The organism is Spirosoma jeollabukense, assembly GCF_054777855.1.
In genome coordinates this window covers 189,967-211,938 of the sequence record NZ_BAAHAD010000009.1, presented here as the reverse complement: position 1 = coordinate 211,938, position 21,972 = coordinate 189,967, and the positions used below count along the sequence as shown (strand labels likewise).

15 protein-coding genes are annotated in these 21,972 nt (G+C 46.6%); 13 read left to right on the top strand and 2 right to left on the bottom strand.

The window, feature by feature from the left end; all coding sequences use genetic code 11:
* Positions 1 to 42: 42 nt before the first annotated feature.
* Positions 43 to 1,401 (bottom strand): amidohydrolase, encoded by a 1,359-nt coding sequence (locus ACYVEA_RS26420; RefSeq protein ID WP_461116429.1) that lies wholly within the window; start codon positions 1,399 to 1,401, stop codon positions 43 to 45.
* Positions 1,402 to 1,705: 304 nt separating this feature from the next.
* Between ACYVEA_RS26420 and ACYVEA_RS26415 the strand changes: the two genes are divergently transcribed.
* The 9 genes from ACYVEA_RS26415 to ACYVEA_RS26375 all read left to right on the top strand — a co-directional run bounded on the left by ACYVEA_RS26415 (position 1,706) and on the right by ACYVEA_RS26375 (position 16,784).
* On the top strand, positions 1,706 to 4,864 hold the full coding sequence (locus ACYVEA_RS26415) for a SusC/RagA family TonB-linked outer membrane protein (protein WP_461116428.1): 3,159 nt from the start codon (positions 1,706 to 1,708) through the stop codon (positions 4,862 to 4,864).
* A gap of 13 nt (positions 4,865 to 4,877) precedes the next feature.
* Positions 4,878 to 6,488 carry a RagB/SusD family nutrient uptake outer membrane protein gene (locus tag ACYVEA_RS26410; protein WP_461116427.1) on the top strand — a complete coding sequence of 537 codons (1,611 nt, stop codon included), beginning with the start codon at positions 4,878 to 4,880 and terminating at the stop codon, positions 6,486 to 6,488.
* An 880-nt stretch (positions 6,489 to 7,368) separates the two neighbouring features.
* Positions 7,369 to 10,566, top strand: coding sequence for a SusC/RagA family TonB-linked outer membrane protein (locus tag ACYVEA_RS26405; protein WP_461116426.1), 3,198 nt, complete (start codon positions 7,369 to 7,371; stop codon positions 10,564 to 10,566).
* A gap of 20 nt (positions 10,567 to 10,586) precedes the next feature.
* Positions 10,587 to 12,086, top strand: coding sequence for a RagB/SusD family nutrient uptake outer membrane protein (locus ACYVEA_RS26400; protein WP_461116425.1), 1,500 nt, complete (start codon positions 10,587 to 10,589; stop codon positions 12,084 to 12,086).
* 221 nt (positions 12,087 to 12,307) lie between these two features.
* On the top strand, positions 12,308 to 13,807 hold the full coding sequence (locus ACYVEA_RS26395) for an arginine deiminase family protein (protein ID WP_461116424.1): 1,500 nt from the start codon (positions 12,308 to 12,310) through the stop codon (positions 13,805 to 13,807).
* Between the two features lie 135 nt (positions 13,808 to 13,942).
* Positions 13,943 to 14,872, top strand: coding sequence for a citrulline utilization hydrolase CtlX (gene ctlX, locus ACYVEA_RS26390; RefSeq protein ID WP_461116423.1), 930 nt, complete (start codon positions 13,943 to 13,945; stop codon positions 14,870 to 14,872).
* Between the two features lie 159 nt (positions 14,873 to 15,031).
* On the top strand, positions 15,032 to 15,508 hold the full coding sequence (locus tag ACYVEA_RS26385) for a MarR family winged helix-turn-helix transcriptional regulator (protein ID WP_461116422.1): 477 nt from the start codon (positions 15,032 to 15,034) through the stop codon (positions 15,506 to 15,508).
* A gap of 46 nt (positions 15,509 to 15,554) precedes the next feature.
* Entirely contained in the window at positions 15,555 to 15,764 is a 210-nt protein-coding gene (locus ACYVEA_RS26380; RefSeq protein ID WP_093830869.1) for a hypothetical protein, read from the top strand.
* Between the two features lie 297 nt (positions 15,765 to 16,061).
* Positions 16,062 to 16,784, top strand: coding sequence for a head GIN domain-containing protein (locus ACYVEA_RS26375; RefSeq protein ID WP_461116421.1), 723 nt, complete (start codon positions 16,062 to 16,064; stop codon positions 16,782 to 16,784).
* 86 nt (positions 16,785 to 16,870) lie between these two features.
* On the opposite strand, the gene ACYVEA_RS26370 is transcribed toward ACYVEA_RS26375, so the two are convergent.
* Positions 16,871 to 17,710 (bottom strand): porin family protein, encoded by an 840-nt coding sequence (locus ACYVEA_RS26370; RefSeq protein WP_461116420.1) that lies wholly within the window; start codon positions 17,708 to 17,710, stop codon positions 16,871 to 16,873.
* A gap of 235 nt (positions 17,711 to 17,945) precedes the next feature.
* Here ACYVEA_RS26370 and ACYVEA_RS26365 point away from each other — a divergent pair, with 235 nt between their 5' ends.
* The 4 genes from ACYVEA_RS26365 (at position 17,946) to ACYVEA_RS26350 (ending at position 21,971) form a co-directional block, all read left to right on the top strand.
* Positions 17,946 to 18,659: an SDR family oxidoreductase gene (locus tag ACYVEA_RS26365; protein ID WP_461116419.1), complete on the top strand. Its 714-nt coding sequence runs from the start codon at positions 17,946 to 17,948 to the stop codon at positions 18,657 to 18,659.
* Positions 18,660 to 18,789: 130 nt separating this feature from the next.
* A complete protein-coding gene (sufC, locus tag ACYVEA_RS26360) occupies positions 18,790 to 19,539 on the top strand; it encodes a Fe-S cluster assembly ATPase SufC (protein WP_461116418.1) in 750 nt (249 codons plus the stop codon).
* 82 nt (positions 19,540 to 19,621) lie between these two features.
* Positions 19,622 to 20,947, top strand: coding sequence for a Fe-S cluster assembly protein SufD (sufD, locus tag ACYVEA_RS26355; RefSeq protein WP_461116450.1), 1,326 nt, complete (start codon positions 19,622 to 19,624; stop codon positions 20,945 to 20,947).
* 106 nt (positions 20,948 to 21,053) lie between these two features.
* Positions 21,054 to 21,971: an esterase-like activity of phytase family protein gene (locus tag ACYVEA_RS26350; RefSeq protein ID WP_461116417.1), complete on the top strand. Its 918-nt coding sequence runs from the start codon at positions 21,054 to 21,056 to the stop codon at positions 21,969 to 21,971.
* Position 21,972: the final 1 nt, after the last annotated feature.

Here is a 21,972-nt window from a genome sequence, read left to right as displayed (position 1 = left end):
GAGGCACAGCGTTGTTAGTCTCTGTGCCTCTGCATTTAAATGTTATTTTCCGTGCACATTGGCGGTAAGCTCTTTAACGGCTACACCCTTGTTGGCCAGTTCCATATAATCAGTGGTCAGGTGGCAGAGTGATTTCACGCCCAATACAAAACCACCTTCGTCGATCTGGAAATCAGGTGTGTGGTGTGGAGCAGCCTCTTCTGCTTTTTTCCCTTTCGCCATACCACCCAGAAAGAAAAAGAAACCGGGTACTTTTTCCTGATAGAACGCAAAATCCTCAGCACCTGTCACGGCTGGTGTCAGTTTAACATTTCCCTTACCCGCTACAGCTTCGAGCGTGGGCTCCATCTGATCGGTCAATTTAGGGTCGTTATAGGTAACCGGGCAACCAACGTTAATGGTCACGTCTGCTTTGGCCCCTGCGCTTTCGGCAATGTTCGTAGCAATTTCGTTGATACGTCGGTGAACCAGTTGCTGCGCTTGCGGGCTGAACGTACGGATCGTACCAATCATGTCGGTTTCTTCCGGGATAATATTAGTCCGAATGCCACCATGCAACGCACCAATCGATACAACCGCGGCATCGTCAGTCAGGGTAACATTGCGACTGACTATGGTTTGCAGGCCCATTACAACCTGTGCTGACGTAACAATGGGGTCCACTCCCGACCAGGGAGACGCACCGTGCGTTTGTTTCCCCTTAATTTTAATGGCGTATGAATCTACAGCAGCCATCGTTGCACCGGGCCGGTATTTGATCGTACCAACTTCGGTTTGTGAATTAATGTGCAGCCCGAAAATGGCGTCCACCTTCGGATTTTCCAATACGCCTTCTTTAATCATCAGTTTAGCGCCACCTTCTTCACCGGCAGGGGCTCCTTCTTCAGCGGGTTGAAAAATGAACTTAACCGTACCGCGCAGGTCACTTTTAACCGAGGCTAGCACTTCCGCCACACCCATTAATATCGCTACGTGTGTATCGTGTCCACAGGCATGCATGATACCCGTCTGCTGCCCATTATATTCGGTTCTAGCTTCCGACTTAAACGCTAAATCTCCACGCTCTGTCACAGGCAAGCCATCCATATCTGCGCGCAGGGCGACAACTGGACCAGGTTTACCTCCTTTAAGAAGGCCAACGACGCCCGTTTTACCAACACCCGTTTTCACTTCCATACCAAGTGACTGAAGGTGAGCCGCCACTTTAGTCGCCGTCTGAAACTCCCGATTCCCTAGTTCGGGATGCTGGTGAATATCCCGGCGCCAGGCGACTACTTTTTTCTCAAGGCTTTCAGCTGTTTTATCCATTCGGGCGTTTAGGGAAGTCGTTTGTCCGAAGGCTGTTTGAATAACCAGGTAGCCAGACGCTATCAGACTGATGCCAACAGAGTGTTTTTTCATAAAATTGTTCAATTTTAAGGCTGTATGTTATACCGGTAAGCAATTTACACTATATACAGAATAAAGTACTGATCAAATCAAAATTTGTATTTTTATATTTCAATTAATAGTTTTCTACATTACAACATATTGCGTAAATGTGATATTTAGGCAAATTATACAGTAAACTTATATTTTACAATTTCAACAAATTAGCGAAAAGACTACAAAAAACTTTTTCCTTTAAAGTACAAAATCAGCTATCACAGTGTATATTTGTTCCCTATTTTCTGATTTTTAATGCTTCTTTAATCTCTACTAACAAATGCGGAAAATTTTATTAGGCAGTTGGCTGCTTTCGCTACTGTTTTGTTTGCCCGTTTTGGCACAGGACGTAGCAGTGAGTGGTCGTGTCACTTCATCAGATGACGGTTCCGCCCTGCCAGGCGTAACCATACAAGTTAAAGGTACCACTCGTGGTACAACCTCAGATGTACAGGGAAATTACCGCCTGAACGCACCCGCTAATGGCACCCTGGTATTTAGCTATATCGGCTACACTAACCAGGAAGCCATTATTGGCAACCGTACGACAATCAACGTCGCGCTGGTTGGTGATTCACAACAACTAAGCGAAGTCGTTGTGACGGGTTATGGCACGCAGCAGCGCCGGGATGTAACAGGTTCTGTTGGGACCATCAAAGGCGACGGCTTCAAAAACATTGCCGTACCAAGCTTCGACAAATACTTACAAGGCCAGGTGGCTGGTGTGCAGGCTTCTGTGCCTGGCGGTATGCTGGGCCAGGCAGCTACCGTACGGATACGGGGTACAAACTCCATTTCGAATGGTGCCGATCCGCTCTACGTAGTTGATGGCCTTCCATATATCACAGGAAACCAGGGCGCTTCAACAAGCAACCCATATAACCCACTTGGCGATATCAACCCTAACGATATTGAGAGTGTTGAAGTGTTGAAAGATGGATCGGCTACAGCTATTTATGGTTCACGAGCTGCCAACGGAGTCATTCTGATCACGACCAAGAAAGGTAAGAAAGGAGCTCCCCGTGTTTCGTACGACGGTTGGCTCGCCGTGGCTGAACCATCGAAGCGCTTTGACCTGATGAACGCAAATGAGTTCATCACCGTTGCGAACGAAAAATTGACGAATGCTGGCTTAGCAGCTGCCGCTTTTCCAACGTCGAATACGGCTACAGGACAGAACTACGATACCAACTGGCAGGACGTTATCCTGCGCAAAGGCTTCCAGCAAAACCATGCACTGTCGTTCAGTGGGGCTACCGACCAAACGAATTATTATTTCTCGTTAGGGTATGCTAATCTGGAAGGCAACGTAGCGGCCAACAACCAGACAAAATACAGCTTCCGGGCGCGGGTCGATCAGAAAGCGTTCAAGGATAAAGTAACGTTTGGCATGAACGCCTTTGTTACGCATACGACCAACACAGGGTTGAACCAGGGCACAAACGCCCTGTCAGGCAACATTGCAGGGGCTATCTACGCGTTCCCGAACGTAGCTGTTCAGTTTCCGGATGGTTCATACAACATCGAAGCGCAGAGCCTGGGCCGGGGTTCCAACACGCGGGCTATTTACGGTAATTATACCAACCAGAAGTTCATTCTGGACAACAATATCTACAAAAACCAGAACCTCAATTTAACGGGTAATGCTTACGTAGATGTTGAAATCGTAAAAGGCTTAAATGCCAAATCACAAATTGGCATCAACTACCTAAGCAACGAAGATTTTGTCTACCAGAATCCGGATCATGGCGATGGCGTTTCAATCAAAGGTTCGGTCGATCAGACGTATAGCCCTCAGTTCCGGTATAACTGGCAGAACACGTTGAGCTTTAATCGTACGTTAGGTCAGCACAAGATTGGCGCTGTCGTTGGATACGAACTTCAAAAGACGACTTCCCGGTATTTTGAGTCTTATGGATACGGTCTGTCTGATAAATACTTCGGTACGAATGGCAACATCATCACGGGCTCTCTGACCAACCAGCAGATTTACGGTACGGCCAACCAACGGGCGTTTGAATCGTACTTCGCCCGCGCCAACTACTCCTACGGAGACCGGTACCTGATTAGTGCTACTGTTCGGCAGGACAAAATTTCGTCGCTTCCTATCGGTAATCAGGCAGCTACGTTACCAGGGATATCACTCGGCTGGCGTTTATCGGAAGAAAGCTTCCTGAAATCGGTTTCCTTCATCAACGAATTGAAACTGCGGGGTGGATATGCTCAGGTGGGTAACGTCGATATCGGCAACTACCCGTATGCTGGTATTTTTGCCGCTACGCAATACGGTGATCAAAACGGTATTCGCTACAACCAGGTGGGTAACAACAACCTGAAATTCGAAACCAGCAACAAGGTTAACTTTGGTGTAGACGCTTCGTTCTTCTCCAACCGCATCAGCATCACAGCTGAATATTTCCGGAACAATATCGATAATCTGATCCTTCAGGCACCAACACCACCGTCACTGGGCGTACCAGGTGCAGGGGCTAACATTAATACCATTGCTCAGAACATTGGTAAAATGAAAAACCAGGGATTTGAATTCTCGGTAAGTACCGTCAACTTCCAGCGGAATAATTTTTCGTGGCGTACCAACTTCAACCTGACGTTTGTGCACAACAAAATTCTGCAGTTGGTGAATGGCAACGATATTCCATCAGCCTACAATATTTTACGCGAAGGTGAAGCAATCGGTTCGTTTTTTGGCTACGTAAGTCGTGGGGTGAATGCCTCGAATGGTAACCCAATCTTCGAAAAAGCTGATGGGTCGCAGGTTCAGTACCTGATTGGTAAAGTTGTAACGGCAACCAACAACTTCGCCTGGGCTGCTTACGATCCTGCTAATCCAAGCAACGTAACAACAGCAGCGGCTGCATTAACGCAGAATGACAAAAAAGTTCTTGGTGTTGGTAACCCAACCTGGTATGGTGGGTTCAACAACTCGTTCAACTTTGGCAATTTCGATGCATCGTTGTTCCTGACATTTGCGGGTGGCAACAAGATCTACAATATCACGCGCCAAGAGCAGTTGAACAACCAGGTATTTGCCAATGCAGGCCGGGAGTTGTTAAACCGCTGGACCACCGATGGTCAGGTGACCGACGTACCAAAGTTATACTTCAACTCCGATGCCAACGTACTACAAACGGGCAGTCTGAACAGCCGCTTCCTGGAAGATGGCAAGTTCCTCCGCGTTCAGAACATCAGCCTGGGATATACACTGCCAACTGCACTTCGTAACAAGATTAAAGCGAACACCTTCCGTATCTATGTTCAGGTACAAAATGCCCACGTATTCACCAAATACAAAGGTCTTGATCCGGAATTGAACGGCATTACAACGTCGAACCTGGCGGCTAACGCTCAGCCTGGCCTTGACAACCGCACAAATCCGGTTCCACGTACCTACACCGTGGGGCTTAATCTGAACTTCTAATTAACAGACATCAATGAAAAAAGCACGAAAAAGTCCATTACGCTTGGGACAAGTGGCAACGGGTACCTTGCTGGGTGCATTGTTGCTGGTTTCTTCCTGCAAAAACTATACTGAGCTCAACCCCTTAGCTTCTCTTTCGGAAACGACGGCGTTTACCTCGCCCAACAGCATTGAATTGGTTGCCAATGGGGTATACCAGGCAGCGGCTGTCGGTTTATATAATGGTGGGGCCGGTCGTGGCTATCCGTTTGGCGCTGCGGCCATTGAGCAAGATGAAATGCGCGGAGAAGATATGGTGAATTTGCAGGCTTTCTACGATATTACGTATCGGGCAACCTACAACACCACATCGGCAAACAACGTCAACCTTTGGGAGCAGTTGTACGCCTTGATCAACCAAACCAATGTCTTGATCGACGGGGTTAGCAAAGCGGGAACGAGCGGCATTATTACACCAGTAGTAGCCACCCAGTATGAAGCAGAAGGACGCTTTCTACGCGCCCTTTCGCATCATGAATTACTGCTCCACTTTTCCCGTCCGTTTGCTGACGGTGCCGGATCAAAACCTGGTGTTCCCTATCGGGAAAAAGCCATCACATCGACAACGTCTGTACAGGAAGGGCTGGCTCAGGATCGTGGAACCGTAGCGCAAACCTATGCTAAAATACTAGCTGACCTGGATTTTGCCGAAGCTAACTTACCGGCTACCCGATCAGGCACTGGTGCAGCTAATGGTATTGCCCGGGCTACCTCTGGCGCAGCGATTGCCCTTAAAACCCGCATTAAACTCCACATGCAGGATTGGGCAGGCGTTGTTACGGAAGGCACCAAGCTAGGCACTGCTGCTACAACTGGTACATTCACCAGCCCGATTGGTAGCTACAAACTGGAAGCTAGTCCAGAAACACCGTTTACCAGCTATCAGGCCAATACAGAATCCATTTTCTCGATTGCCAACAGCGCAACGTCCAATGGAGGTACAAATGGTGCTTTGCCGGGTATGTTAGGCCCGGTATCGCTGGGTGGTCGGGATCTGGTAGCCACAAGCCCAAACCTGTATAACGCTCCGTTCTGGGTAACAGGCGATACGCGTCGGACGCTATTACAAGTGAAACAATCGACAGGAAGCTATCCTTTCTATTTCAACTACAAATACCGTCAGTATACGACCCGGGCCGACTGGGCTCCTATTTTGCGCTATCCTGAAGTATTGTTGAACGTAGCCGAAGCTTATGCTCGTCAAAACACAACAGCTCAGGCATTTTTATTGCTGAATGCTGTTCGTAACCGGTCTGTGCCTGCCGCTGAACGTTTTACAACCGCGCCAGCTGATCTTATCCAGGCTATTCTGAATGAGCGTCGGATTGAATTTGCGGGGGAAGGTCGTCGCTGGCCGGATATTCACCGGTTATCGCTGGATACAAAATATTCAACAGGTGGCATACCAGCTAAAATCGATGTCTCACAAATCAAAGCTACCAGCTATGATCTGACAACTCGTCCTATGCTTACGCCTATTATTGCCGCTATACCGTACAGTGATTATCGGTTTTTATGGCCGATTCCAACGTCTGAAATATCGATCAATCCAACACTGAGAGCGCAGCAGAACCCAAACTACTAAGCGTTTTTAACTATTTGCGAAAGCCCTTCAAGAAATTGAAGGGCTTTTTGTTTATAGCAATTTTTCGCCAACCCTGCTCAAAGGCAAGATCAGCAACCTGTTTATAAGCTAATGAAATGAGCACACTCATGTAGATAATCTTGTCTGTACTGATTGCGCTTAATTAGTTTACTTAAGACTCATCAACTGCATTTAAAATCAACTGTCACATTGGATGAGAAGCTTAAAAGCCCTGTTTTTTATGCGCCAATTAAACCAGCAGGAGATCCTAAATAATAAGTAAATAACGTTTATACTACTAAGTAATTTTCCAGAAATTATCCAATTTTTCCAAAAGTAATTATTTTGCCAAAGGTCTAATTTATAAAATAAAATATTAAAATAAACAAAACTTTTATAAGATAGTTTTGAATTATAAGTACAAGAAATTATATGAGTCATGTTTAATTAAATGACTATTATTCCTCAACTAATAAGTATTAATAACCTACAGTTTATTACCTCATTTGAATATAAATTAGTGATTTTCCCCTAAGCTATACAAGGCTTATATGTACTGACAGTAAGCATATTAAATCTAACGAAGCCTGTTTTTCTCTCATCTATTAGCTTAACTAACAGTGCTGCAAAATCGCTATAACATTCCTTACGGAGAACATTTATCCACGTCAAATTACTCTTGTTAGGGCACTACAATCGGGGGGCAAGAGGTAAGACCTAACCCGGTTACTATTTCTACGCAACTAAAGTCCATATACTTTGCCCCGTATCGGAATATTACAAAAAACATCAGACTAAAATGATGGTAATTTATTACCTCTACTTTAACTTTGTATTCCCCTTCCGGGATTTTACTATATGTTCTAACTTATATGTTCTTATGCGCAAAATTTTATTAGGGAGCTGGTTGCTTTCACTGATATGCTGCTTGCCAGTTTTGGCGCAGGATGCAACGGTTAGCGGTCGCGTTACTGCATCAGACGACGGATCACCCCTGCCAGGTGTGACTGTGCAGGTAAAAGGGGCTAATCGCGGTACAAACACAGATGCACAGGGGAATTATAAACTGACCGCACCGGCTAATGGCCGGTTAGTATTTAGCTTCATCGGCTACACAAATCAAGAAGTTGCTGTCGGTAATCAGACAACTATTAACGTGGCGCTGGTGGGCGACGCTCAGCAACTAAGCGAAGTCGTTGTTGTTGGCTACGGCACGCAGACCCGGCGCGATGCTACGGGTAGCATTGCTTCTGTGAAAGGGGCAACCATTGCCAATATGCCTATTCAAAGTTTTGAAGCCGGTTTAGCTGGTCGTACGGCAGGTGTTCAGATTACGGTTCCAAACGGTGTACTTAACAACCCGCCTGTTTTCCGAATTCGTGGTACAAACTCTATCTCTCTTAGCTCTCAGCCTTTGATCATCGTGGATGGCGTTCCGGCCTTTACAGGAGATTATTCATCGACAAACGCACCTGCCAACCCATTGGCCAGTATCAACCCGAATGATATTGAAAGCATGGACGTAGCAAAAGATGCAGCTGCAACGGCGATCTATGGTAGCCGTGCGGCCAATGGCGTAGTATTTATCACGACCAAGCGTGGTAAAACAGGTGCCGTTAAAGTTAATTATGATGGGTGGGTAGGCTTTTCAAACGTCTATCGGTTACCATCGCTGCTGAATGCACAGGAGTACATTAGTTTCAAAACGCAGGCCGTTGCTAATAACCCATCGGCCAGCGCCATTAAGTATACTCAGATAAACGATGCCAATGGCAACCCTATCGATACGAAATGGTATGACCAGGTTTATCGGCAGGGGGTTTCCCATAGCCATAATGTAAACATCTCGGGCGGCTCCGAAAAAACCAATTACTATTTCTCAGTTGGTTACTCGAATCAACAGGGTATTCTGAAGAAGAATGATTTTCAGCGGATCAATACCTTATTCAACATGGACAGCAAGCTCAGCAAGCTATTCACGGTTGGGGGTAAAATTTCTTATTCCAATGAGAAAAACCTGTCTGCTACGTCATCAGGTTCGCTATATGGCGAAGCATACAATACTGGCGGTTTAGGCCGTTTGGCTATTGTGCTTCCTCCCATCATTTCGCCTTATAATAATGATGGCACGTACAATACGAATGGGCCTGCCATTGGTTCGTCAAACATCAGCGGAATAAGCTCATTGTCCTATTATAATCCAGTGGTTACCCTCGACAATAACCGTTCCAACGCAGAAAGTAATCATATTCAGGCCAATGTCTATGCACAATTTAAGCCTCTGGACTGGATTACCCTGAGAAGCACCTACGGTATAGATTATCTACTAATTAATAATGATCTTTTCTGGTCGCCTAAAGGTGGAGATGGCTACAGCTATAGTGGCTATGGGAGTGCTATCAGCGGAACCAATAAAACCTGGGTATGGACAAATACAGCGCAGTTCGATCGGACTTTTGCGGGTAGCCACAATGTGAGCTTGCTGGTTGGTCAGGAACAACAACGGCGTACCTCAAATTCGTACGGTATCAATCGCCAGGGCTTATCGGATGATGCTTATACGCAGATTCAGGCCGGCTGGGTAACGAATAACGCTACAGGTATGGTATATGGCGAGAACTATCTGTTGTCAGGTTTTGGCCGATTAAATTACAACTATAAAGAAAAATACTTTCTAAGCGGTAATGTTCGTCAGGACGAATATTCAGCATTAGGAGAGAAGAAAGGGATTTTCTGGGGCGCATCAGCAGGTTGGGAAATCGCTCAGGAAGGCTTCTGGAAAGCAGCCCGCCTTGATAATCTGTTCAGCAGCTTTAAAATACGCGGTAGCTATGGTAAAGTTGGTAACATTGGTGGCATAGGTGACTACACTCCCTACTCTACTTATGCCTCTGGCTTATACGGTGGTAATTCTACCTTGTACTTCTCTAATGTGGGTAACCCGAATCTGAAATGGGAAACCAGTTTGAAGACAGATGTTGGTTTTAATTTCGGTTTGTTTAACGATCGGATCACGGGTGAGTTTGCCTGGTACAAAAACGACATCAACAACTTGATTCTGTACGTAGCACAGGCTTCATCAACCGGGCTACCAACCAACCCTCCTCAAAACGTTGGTACTATGTATAACAAAGGGGTAGAGTTGTCGCTGAACGCCCGCGTTCTTAATACGAAGGATTTCCAGTGGAATTCAAACTTCAATATTACGTTCAACAAAAATGAGGTTACCTCGCTGGCTCCTGGCTTAAACGTCATCCAAACGGGTATCGGTGGCGGTACGAGTGAAACGGTAAACCAAACGGCTCCCGGGTATTCATTAGGCCAGCTTTGGGTGGTTCGTACCAACGGAGTTGACCCGGCCTCTGGAAAGCGGATTTTTGTTAACTCGCAAGGCCAGAACGTGTATTACCAGTACTACGTGCCACCAACCACAGATCCCACGCAAAAGCAATATGCTTACTCGACGACTCCTGATGGCAAAACTCAATACATCAGCCCAAGTGGTGGAACGGCTATTACGCAGGCCACAGATGGCGTCATGTATGCCAACGTTTTACCAAAACAATACGGCGGTTGGGATAACACATTCAAATACAAAAACTTTGACCTGAGCGTTTTGCTTACCTATCAGTTAGGCTTCTACGTGTATTATGGTACCAACGCCGGTTTGCATGACCAGCGCTGGTGGAACAATGCCAAAGACGTGCTGACGGATGCCTGGCAGAAGGAAGGCGATACCGGCAAGAAATATGCTAAGCCTGTTTATGGCGACAACGTTTCTAATGGTTCAGCCATGCCTCTGGATATCAATGTATTTAAAGGTGACTTCGTGCGACTCAGAACGCTGTCTTTAGGCTATACGCTACCCGCATCACTAACATCAAGAGCTAAAATCAGCAATTTGCGGATTTACGTGAGTGGTCAGAACTTAGGTCTCATCACAAAATACCCTGGTCCAGATCCAGAAGTATCGTCAAACGGTGCCAGTAGCAACAACAGTACTTCGTCGCAAGGTGTCGATAGAAACACAATTGGTAACGCACGCACAATTACAGTTGGTTTACGCGCAGGCTTCTAATACGTTTCATCAAAGATTTTATGAAAAAGAAAATAATATATTCGGCAGCCTTATGCCTGATTAGCTGGGGCTTCAGCGCCTGTAATCGGGATCTGCTTAGTCCAATTCCACAAACGTCAGTATCAGATGCATCGGCGTTTAGCACAGTCAGCCGCATAAAAACACAGTTACTGTCGCTTTACGGATCAGCCAATGCCACCAACATCGGCGGTCTTAAAGATGGTAATTTATACGGAGGTCGCTACGTAGTATATGGCGATATTCGTGGAGAAGATTTTATCAACGAAACCAATAACCTCATTACGGGTTCTGACGTATGGGCTGAAAACCCAACCAATAGCGCAACTGCTGTTACGACGCTATGGAATGCCGCTTATTTGACTATTAATAAGTGTAATATCTTTTTGGACGGGATGGCCGCCGGTGGCACTACAGTAGTAGGCGCCGATTTGGGAAAACAGTACGTAGCTGAAGCCAAACTGATTCGTGGCTTAGTCTACTATAGCCTGCTTCAGTTTTATGCTCGTCCTTATGCCGACGGCAGTGGTAGCAAGCCGGGTCTCCCGCTACGCCTTTCAGGTATTAAAGGCGCAGGTCAGTCCGACTTGGTAAGAAGTTCAGTAGCAGATGTGTATGCGCAAGTTCTGAAAGATATGAACGAAGCAGAAGCGGACTTACCATCAAAATACACGGCGGCTTCTGACAACGTAACCCGTGCCCACAAGAATACGGCGATTGCGCTAAAAACACGCGTTTATCTGAGCATGCAAAATTATGCCAGTGTAATTACGGAGGCTAACAAGATGGTAAGCACTACGGCTCCATTCTCGTCGCCTTCAAATGTCGCGAATGCGTTGCAGCCTGATATTACGGCTGTCTTCACAACGTATACTACGCCAGAATCCATCTTCTCGCTGCCGATGACAAACACCGCGGGTGATAATCCAGGTACGCAGAACCAATTGGCCTATTACTTTTCCCCAACACCTGACAACGGTGGGGTTGGAAATGGAGAGTTTTCGCTCAATCCTAACGGGATTATTGCCAATACGGGCTGGAAATCAACCGATAAACGCCGGTCATTTATCAAGCAATCGGGTACAACTACCGTTAAAAACTGGCTTAATAAATACAAGACTGGCAGCCCGTATACGGATTACGTACCTGTAATTCGCTATGCCGAAGTGCTATTGAATCTGGCTGAAGCCAAAGTGCGTACGAGTAATATAGTAGATGCGCAGGCAGTAGCGTTGTTAAACGCAGTACGCAATCGGTCGGATGCAACGACAACCTTTACAGCCGCCAGCTTTGCCTCCCCTACGGACCTGATCAATGCGATTCTAACAGAACGTCGTATTGAGTTCCTGGGAGAAGGACTACGTAACAACGACCTTATGCGTTTGTTACAAACCATTCCGGCTAAAGGAACAGCCCAGGCTAAAGCGCCAACCGACAATGGTTATATCTGGCCAATTTCGGCTTCGGAACTTGCGTTGAATAAACTAGCTACGGACAATTAATTTCAAATTTATCTAGTCAGGAAAAAGAGGTTATCTCGCAAGAGGTAGCCTCTTTTTCGTTAAATCCGATTCATAAATTTACTTTCCAACGTGAAAGCTTCACTGACTTGACATAATGGATTGGTCGAAGCCTACGAACAGTAAAACCCATTTCTTTTCAGCCCTAAACCCGTACCTTGCCGTTGTGAACTTGCTTCGTATGCTACGTTCCAATCATGTTTATGAAAACTGAAACTCAACTGACCGAAAGCGATAGGCACGTTATTGCCGGGCAAGGTGATACATCAGGCCGCATCAATGTTTCTTCTGAAATTGGCACGCTCAAACGGCTGCTTATTCACAGCCCCGACCGGGGATTGGGCAAAGTTGTGCCGTCAAAAGCCCAGGACTGGCTGTTCGAGGACATCGTGCATCTGGACATGATGCGCCGGGATGAATACGACTACTACGTTAAAATTCTGCTGTACTTCCTAGACCCCGACAAAGTGCGCGGAAAAATTACCCAAATAGGGCCGGATTCGGATCGGTCGTTCTTCAAACCCGACCACGCTGACTATTTCAAATCGGACAAGGTGGTTGATATCCAGTGCTTGTTATCTGATATTCTAGCTGATGAAGTGATTCGTACGCGTCTGATTGCCGCCATCTGCGGGATTGAGCGAACGTCGTTCCGAACCCAGCAGCAATTAAATCAGTATGAGCCTACTGAACTGGCCAAAATCATGATTTCTGGCTCGCTGCCCAACCTGACAATGTTATTTGCGCCTTTGCCAAATTTCATTTTCACGCGCGACATCGGCATTGTCATCAACGATCATATTCTGCTCAATAAACCCGCAAAACTAGCTCGTACCCGCGAGGCTTTACTAACCCAATATATCTTTTTCAATCACCCGCTGTTTGCCGATTATCAGGACAAAATCATTGAAATCCCGGACAATGAACACGCCTTCCTCCTATCCGATGCCGACACGAATCGCGACGTAACCCGTTCGACACTCGAAGGGGGCGACGTGATGATGATTGCCAAACGGCACCTGATAATTGGTGTCAGTGAACGTACTACCCTCTACGCAGCGCAACAGGTGATGCGGCTTGTATTTAGCAAAGATCTGGTGGACACAGTAACGATCATTAAAATCCCGAAGAAGCGCGATTATATGCATATTGACACGGTCTTTACGCAGGTCAAACGTAATATTTGGGTACTACTGGGTTCACTGGCCCGAACCGGCGATGAAGCCAAAAAACGGGACGTATTACATTTCTTCGCGCCGAAAGACCTGTCGGAAGAGTTAAAAATATTTCAGTTTACAAAAGGTCAGGAGCAAAAACCTATCGAGATTGAAAACCTCGAAGATTTATTGTCGGGCATCAGTATAAACGATTTGGGCGCTACTGAACCGGTGCAGTTCATTTATTCGGGCAACAACGAATTTCCGTTCGGAGCGCGGGAGCAATGGACGGACTCCTGCAATCTCTTAGCCTTGAAAGACGGCGTCGTCATAGGCTATGATCGTAACGAGAAAACCGCCGATGCGTTTCGGGAGGCTGGATTCGAGGTCATTGGAGCCGCCAGATTGCTGGAACGGTTTGAACAGGGTGAATCGTCACCAGAAACCATCCAGCATACGTTTATCATGCTTCCATCAGCTGAATTGTCGCGGGCGAGGGGCGGCTCGCATTGTATGAGCCTGCCATTGCTGCGAGATGAACTATGACATTCTCAGACCTATAAGGCTTTGGAAACCTTGTAGGTCCCTCACCTGTCTTTTATTGAATTGTTGAACAATTCGGACATCGGTGTTAATTTGCTAACCCATTTGGCCTGATTGGCCGATATACACCTAACTCTTATGCAATCACAAGCAACATCCCGCATCTTGATGATTCGTCCCGTTCGATTCGGTTTCAATGAGCAAACGGCTGATTCAAACGCGTTTCAGGACAGTAAACTAGCTGCGCAAACGAAGGATGTAGCACAGGAAGATGCCCGGCGCGAATTCGATGAGATGACCTATCAGCTCCAGGCTATGGGCGTGGACGTAATGATTTACGATGATACCGTTGATACGTATACCCCCGACTCGATTTTTCCGAACAACTGGATATCATTCCACGCCAGCGGTACGGTAGTTCTGTACCCGATGCAGGCCGAAAACCGTCGACTCGAACGGCGTCAGGATATTATCGACGATCTTAGCCAGCGCTTTCACGTTGCCCGAATTATCGATCTGACCCATTTTGAGCAGGAAGGGAAGTTTCTGGAAGGTACCGGCAGCCTGGTGCTCGACCGTATGAACCGGGTTGCTTTTGCCAGTCTTTCACCGCGCACCCACCCCGACGTACTGGCCGAATTTGCCCGTCAAACGGGTTACCGGACTGTATCATTCTCCTCCGCTGATGCCAGCGGACAGGCCATTTATCATACCAATGTGATGATGTGTATCGCCGATACATTTGCGATCATCTGCCTGGCCGCTATTAGTGATCCCGACGAACGGCTTATGGTCCGGCAGGAATTGGAAGGACTGAACAAGCGGGTAATTGATATTTCATTGGAGCAGATGGCCAGTTTCGCCGGAAACATGCTGATGGTGCTGACAAAGAAGGGACAAAAATTACTCGTCATGTCAACCCGTGCCTATAACTCCCTAACCCCAAAACAGATTGACCTGCTGGATGATTACACTACGTTACTTCACTTCGACTTGTCGACCATTGAAGGAAATGGTGGCGGTTCGGCCCGCTGTATGATAGCCGAGGTGCATTTGCCCCTAAAATAACAGGACAGCTTATATTTTTCAGGTGATTATAAAAAAGCCCTGCTTCGATTGAAAGGCAGGGCTTTTTTATAATCACCTGGTTTTTTTCTATTTCATGATTATTTTTTTTAGCTGTTGCTTGCACATACAAATATCATCATTTACCTTTGTCAGCATAATATGGAAACTGAACTAGTAAAGGAAGCGAATTGCGTAGCTGGCACAGCGAAGAATACAAAGCCTTACAGTGCCTGTTTACTATTTTCGGCAAACGCGTTAGCCAGGGCTATCACAGCCATCGGTGACGAAGAGTTTGGTCGCTTTGGTCTCTGCTACTCACACGCCTATTTGTTGTGTGAAGTAGTTGCTCAACCGGGAATCAGCCCATCGCAATTAAGCGAAACGCTGTATTTAACACCATCTACGATTACACGGTTGGTGGAAAAACTGGAATCAAAACGGTTGGTCCGGCGCGAATCGGAAGGGAAGAAGACACTGATCTATCCAACGTCCGAAGGCGAAGCCTTGCAACCCATAGTTAGCGAAGCCTGGGACCGCGTAGGTACCCGTTATTCTCAGCTAATTGGCGAAAAAGACGTTTGCCAGCTAACGCAGCAGGTATTCAAGGCTGCGCAGGCATTAGGTGAGGGAGAATAAAAAATTTGCCGTAAAATTTGTTTGCACATACAACAAAATCAACAAGATGAAAACGAACGAGGAAACCGTAGGACTGATGATAGGCAAAGGAAATGCCACGACAAAAGAAATCTGCCAGTCGTTGGCTAAGCAAGGCATTTCGGCCATTGTTGTGCAAAAAGAAGCATCTGTATCCGACATTGATGACAAACCTCATAATTGGTCTGGACAGCCTGGCAAAGACCTGTTCTTTAACGGCTGGAAGCTACTTTTTTAATATATTTTTTTGGCGTAAGCTCCACCTCCTTTATTGACCCAAGCCTGTTTACTCACACATCTGGAAATTCACTCTTAACCATATAATTACGTTACAATTAGTAAAGCCACACCGTAAAATTAGAAAGTGCTCGATGTCGAGCACTTTTTTTATGCGCCGAACTATCCTGCTCAATCAGGATCATGAAAGCCAGTCCGCAGCTTCGGATCAATTTTTAGTATCTTGGCCTGACGAAGCAACGTCCCGGCGATCGGCATCATCCTTAAATAGTGGCTACCTGTTAAATCCCTTTTACCAATGAAATCTATACAAACAGCTTTCCTTATTTTTCTGACAATTGCGTTAAGTCAGTCAATCTATGCGCAGGGTCAAATAGAAGGGAATGGCCAGGTTACGCAACAGCAGCGCAACCTGGCGACGTTCCATAAACTGGCCGTGCGCGTTGGCATGCGGGTGCGCATTACAACCGGCGACCCTGCAAAAGCCGAATTGGAAGGCGAAAGCAATATCCTGAAACACGTAGTGACAGAAGTGAAAAACAATGAATTGACAATCATGCTGGAGAAGGATAAAAGCTTCAGCCAGACGAAAACCGTCACCGTTACCATTCACGTAGCAAAACTTGATCAGGTAGAGGTCAGTACGGGTTGTTCCGTCGAATCGACTCTGCCGATTCAAAGTGACAATCTGACCGCCACCGTCGAAACGGGAAGTCGCCTAACGGCCCCTGTCACAACCAAAAAACTGGCTCTGACCGTGAAAGATGGTTCTCAGGCCAATTTGCAGGGCACCGCTACTGAAGCGGATATTCATTTGTCGGGTGCCGGTAAACTAAGCGCGGATAAGTTAACCATTGCGCGTGCCACCATTCAACTCGACGGGGCCAGCCGGGCCGATATTCATGTGACCGAAACATTATCGGCCGAGGCCAGTGGTGTTAGCACGATAAATTATACCGGCAATCCAACCGTAAAATCGCAGGACGTGTCGGGCCTGTCCAAGATTCGGAAACAGGAGTAAGTAAAGATATATCACAGAACACAAAAATGGCGACGCCCAACGGTCGTCGCCATTCTAAAAACCCACTCTATGAGAAATAGTTGTGGTTACCGCCCGCCCAGGGGAAATGAGTAACCTATAGATCCTTGTGTCAGTATCGGTCTTATGTTAGGCGTAAAGCCCGTTGCAATTCGATCAAATGAATACAAGCCACGCACTTCAATGGTAACATGGCCTGGTCCGGCTTTAAGGGCTGCTCCTATCCCGGCGGCTGCCCCAAAGTGAAATCGATCTATTGAATTATCAACCGCTTCTTTCTTGCCATTTAGACTATTGCTAGCTAAATAAGAGCCGTACGGTCCAACGTTTATGAAAAAACGATGTCCGGCATAGGTCCCTGTTGCTATTTTCAGAAATAAAGGCACTTCAATTTGATCAAAAGCGGCTGTTATCTTCCCCCCGGCAACTAAGGGCACTTTCAAATTATAGCGGGCATAATTTACCTCGGGCTGGAATGAAAACATGCCATTTCCGACGTTCAGCATTACTCCTCCCACAAAACCAATACCTGGGTCGATGAGTGGCTGACTTTCCGTAAAAATTACTCGCGTAACGCCCCCACGTATACCAATTCTGAGGGTAGAACCATACTCGCTCGACGACGTCTTTCCAGGCCGACCGGCAGTTCCTGTTACAGTTGGCCGTGACGTACCCGAATTTGTAGACTGAGACTGAGCGTCAACACGATTTGTCACTGGTGTTGAAGAAGGCGCACCCGTAGCTGGTTTTTTCGTTATGCCATGATATTCATCATAAAGCTCCTGCTGACGATTGGTGCTGGTCGTTGCCATAGGCTTAGTCGTGGTGCCACTTGTTTGTGCGAACGATAAGCCAACCGATAAAATCATAAAAGTCAGAAAAGAGTAAACCGATTTTACTAGGTTCATAGTTGGTAAATTAATTGTGTAAGATTAGTCGTTTAACTACAAAACTTCATAACAGCACTTAGGAAACGGTCATCGAGTTGATCATACGGTCTGATTTGTAAACATTTTATGGGTAAGTGAAGTAACTAGAATGTCAGGCTTTCAACGAGCTATGCCCCATCAATCGTACATTGCTTGCTTTGGGAAGTCTCAAAAAGTTAAAATAAGTTAACGCCCCTTTCACTACGTAACAGCCATGAAAACCGAACACCAGCGCACGGCTCTGATTACCGGTGCCAACAAAGGCATAGGCAAAGAAATCGCCAGGCAGCTGGCACAGCACGGCTTTGCCGTGTTTATTGGCGCCCGCGATATGGCCAAAGGTCGCGAAACCTCGGAAGAGCTTTGTCAGCAGGGTTATGAATCCACGTTCATTCATCTCGACGTAACAGATCCTGTTAGTATTAAAAACGCCAGTGGTGTGTTCTCGCAAAAGGCAGATCATTTAGATGTGTTGATCAATAACGCGGGCATTCTGGAAGATCATGGCGAAAACATTCTGAAATTAAACACCGAAATGCTCGACCGAACCCTGAAATCGAACGTTAACGGGCCCATTTTAGTAATTCAGGATTTTCTGCCCCATCTGCAAAAGAGCCCTAATGGCGGTCGCATCATCAACGTATCGAGTGGTGCCGGTGCGCTCTCTCAAATGAATACGTATGCCCCAGCTTACAGCATTTCCAAAACCGCGCTGAACGCCGTGACAAAACAATTCGCGGGTGCACTTAAAAAAGAGAATATAGCTGTTAACTGTGTTGATCCGGGCTGGGTTCGCACTGATATGGGTGGCGCTCATGCTTCTCGCCCTGTTGAGAAAGGAGCCGAGACAATTGTATGGTTGGCTACGGATGCCCCCCAGTCTGAAACGGGAAAGTTCTGGCATGATAAACAGGAAGTAGATTGGTAGCCTTTTAGCAACGGAGAATAAAGCGAAGCGCATCAACTTTTAAGTACCCGATTTTGTTATTTAATCAGGACTGATACTGTTTAGTCTGCTATCTTTGCGGCTTCATTTAGCCGGTACGCTATACTCTATTATGTTATCCATCAGTAATTTACAAGCCTTTATTGGCAAGAAACAGATATTAAAGGGGCTTGATCTGGAAGTCAGGGCCGGTGAAGTTCATGCGATTATGGGTCCTAACGGAGCCGGCAAGAGCACATTGGCATCGGTACTGGCAGGTCGCGCCGAGTATGAAGTAACGGGCGGCAGCGTGTTGTTCGAAGGTAAAGATTTATTGGAATTAGCGCCTGAAGAGCGGGCAGCCGAAGGTATTTTTCTGGCCTTTCAATATCCAGTGGAGATTCCAGGTGTTAGTACGACCAATTTTCTAAAAACAGCGCTGAATGAAATTCGGAAACATCGCGGTCAGGAATCCCTTGATGCCGTGCAGTTTCTGAAACTGATGAAGGAGAAGATGAAGCTCGTTAATATCGACCAGTCTCTGCTGAGCCGGTCGTTGAACGAAGGCTTCTCGGGAGGAGAAAAGAAGCGGAATGAGATCTTCCAAATGGCCATGCTTGAACCCAAACTGGCTATCTTGGACGAGACCGATTCGGGTCTGGATATTGACGCGCTACGTATCGTGGCCGACGGTGTTAATCAACTCCGGTCGCCAGAGCGGGCTACAATTGTGGTAACTCACTATCAGCGACTGCTGGATTACATCGTACCCGATTATGTACATGTATTGTACAATGGTCGCATTGTAAAGTCTGGTCCCAAAGAATTGGCGATGGAACTGGAAGAAAAAGGCTACGATTGGCTCAAAGCCGAAGCCATATAAATCAATGATGAATGATAGATGATGAATGATTCACAGCACGAACCATTCATCATCTATCATTCATCATTTATCATTAAAAATGATGACTCCCTCCTACGCATCTTATAACGATTTTAAAGACCAGTTGCTGGCTGCTTTCCGAACCAATGAGGAGCTTATGAATGGGGCCAGTAAAACCCCATTTCATCAGCTCCGACGCTCGGCGCTCAAGCAATTCGATCTGTTGGGCTTCCCCACGATCCGCCATGAAGAATGGAAGTATTCGAACGTCAATGGCTTGTTCAAAGAAGCCTTTGATCTGGATGACACGATCACACTGACGGCCAATGATCTGAATCCGCTGGAAATTCCGAACCTTGATGGCAATATTATTTACATTGTTAATGGTCGGTATCAGCCAGAGCTTTCACGCATTATCAGCCCGGCGTCGCAAGTTCAGATCACGAGTTTTGCGGAAGCAATCAAAGCCGATCCCGATTTTATAGGCTCGCACTTCGCCCGCTACGCTGACTATCAAGAGAATGCATTTACGGCATTGAATACCGCTCTGGCTAACGACGGGGTGGTGATACGCGTACCTGATAACATGACCGTCGAGCAACCTATTATCCTGCGCTACATTACCGATGCCCGCGATAAAAATATTGCGGCTCAGCCACGTAACCTTATTACGGTAGGTAAAAACGCCGAAGTAATGGTGGCCGAAGCGTATAGAACGTTAGGCGACCGGTCAAGTTTTGTTAATGTTGTCACGGAAATCGCCCTGAGTCGTGATGCCCGGATGCAGTATTACAAAGTGCAGAACGAAACCGAAAAAGCGTATCATATTGGCACTACGCAGGTAAACCAATCGGATAATAGTCACTTCTATTCGGCTACCGTAACACTCAACGGAAACTTCGTTCGGAACAACCTGAACATTGTGCTCAACGGTCAACATGCCGAAGCGTTCATGTATGGTTTATACATGCCCAACGGCCGTCAGCACGTTGACAACCATACCCTTGTCGATCACGCTATGCCCAATTCGTATAGTAGTGAACTCTACAAAGGGATTCTGGACGATAATAGTACAGGTGTATTCAATGGTAAGATTTTCGTCCGGCCCGACGCTCAAAAAACGAACGCGTATCAGTCGTGTAAGAACGTAGTACTGTCGCCGGGGGCTTCGATGAACACCAAGCCTCAACTGGAAATTTTTGCGGATGACGTAAAGTGTTCGCACGGCACTACAACGGGGAAACTCAATGACGAAGCGCTGTTTTATATGCGCTCGCGGGGTATCCCTAAGGATGAAGCCCGTTCGTTGCTGCTTTATGCTTTCTCACAGGACGTATTGAGCCAGATCAAAATCCAGTCTATCCGTGACTATCTGGAACGTGTTGTAACAGAGAAGCTAATGAAGTAATTTCCCCATCGATACAATCAATATATCGGTCAGTTGAACAGTTTGCCTTACTGTTTGGCTGACCGATTCGCTTCTAGAGGAGTAGATGTTATTCTGTAAGCTATCTATGAGAATAGTGTATTTACTTGCCTTTTGTCTGATCACCAGATTTGCCTTGGGGCAACGTATTGACTTTACCTTCGAAGGCGATTCGATTACCATTCCATTTGTCAGCGATAGTCTGCGCGGCATTTCAGGGCTTGAGATTGTACCAACCACGGGAGAATGGCATTTCGTTAGTGACAGGGGCTGGCATTTTATTTTCAACAACGTTCGAACTATCCGTGATCTGGGTGACAAGTCACACTTAAAATTGGCTCAGAAAACGCCCTTTTGGTTTGAAGGTGTTCGCTATAATGCTCAGGCAACTACTTATTTCTGGACGGATGAACACGAATTCACTACGTCCCTCCTATACGGCAAATTAATTAGTGATACTACAAATCAGGTGTTATTGAAAATGCCGCTACCCGGCCCGAACAAAGGACTGGAAGGGATTGCGTTAACATCCTCGGGTGCGCTCTGGGTAGCGCCCGAAGCAGGTTGGGAAGGCGAAACCCGCATGAATCAGGATACGATAACGTTTTTTCGCTATCCAGACCCACTTTCCCCAGACCCGGTCATTGAGCGCTATAAATACCCTATAAACCGCTGTCCATTCACACAGGGCGAAGAGCTATTAGGCGGTATCTCTGAGATAGTGGCTATCGATGACCAACGGGTACTCGTGCTGGAGCGCTGTTATGATGCTGTCAAAAAGCAGGTTACCGCCAATTTATACGTAGCAACGTCAAATGAGACAACGCATATGTTAACTAAAGAACTGGCATTTGATTTTACCCAACAATTTCCCGGTATTACCTGCAATCTGGAAGCAATGGCCTGGGCCGACGCGGCCAAACAGACATTGGTCCTCGTTGCCGACGATAATTTCCGTCGAAACAGAACCCTACGAAATCAGGTGATTGTTTTGCGCAGGCGATAGG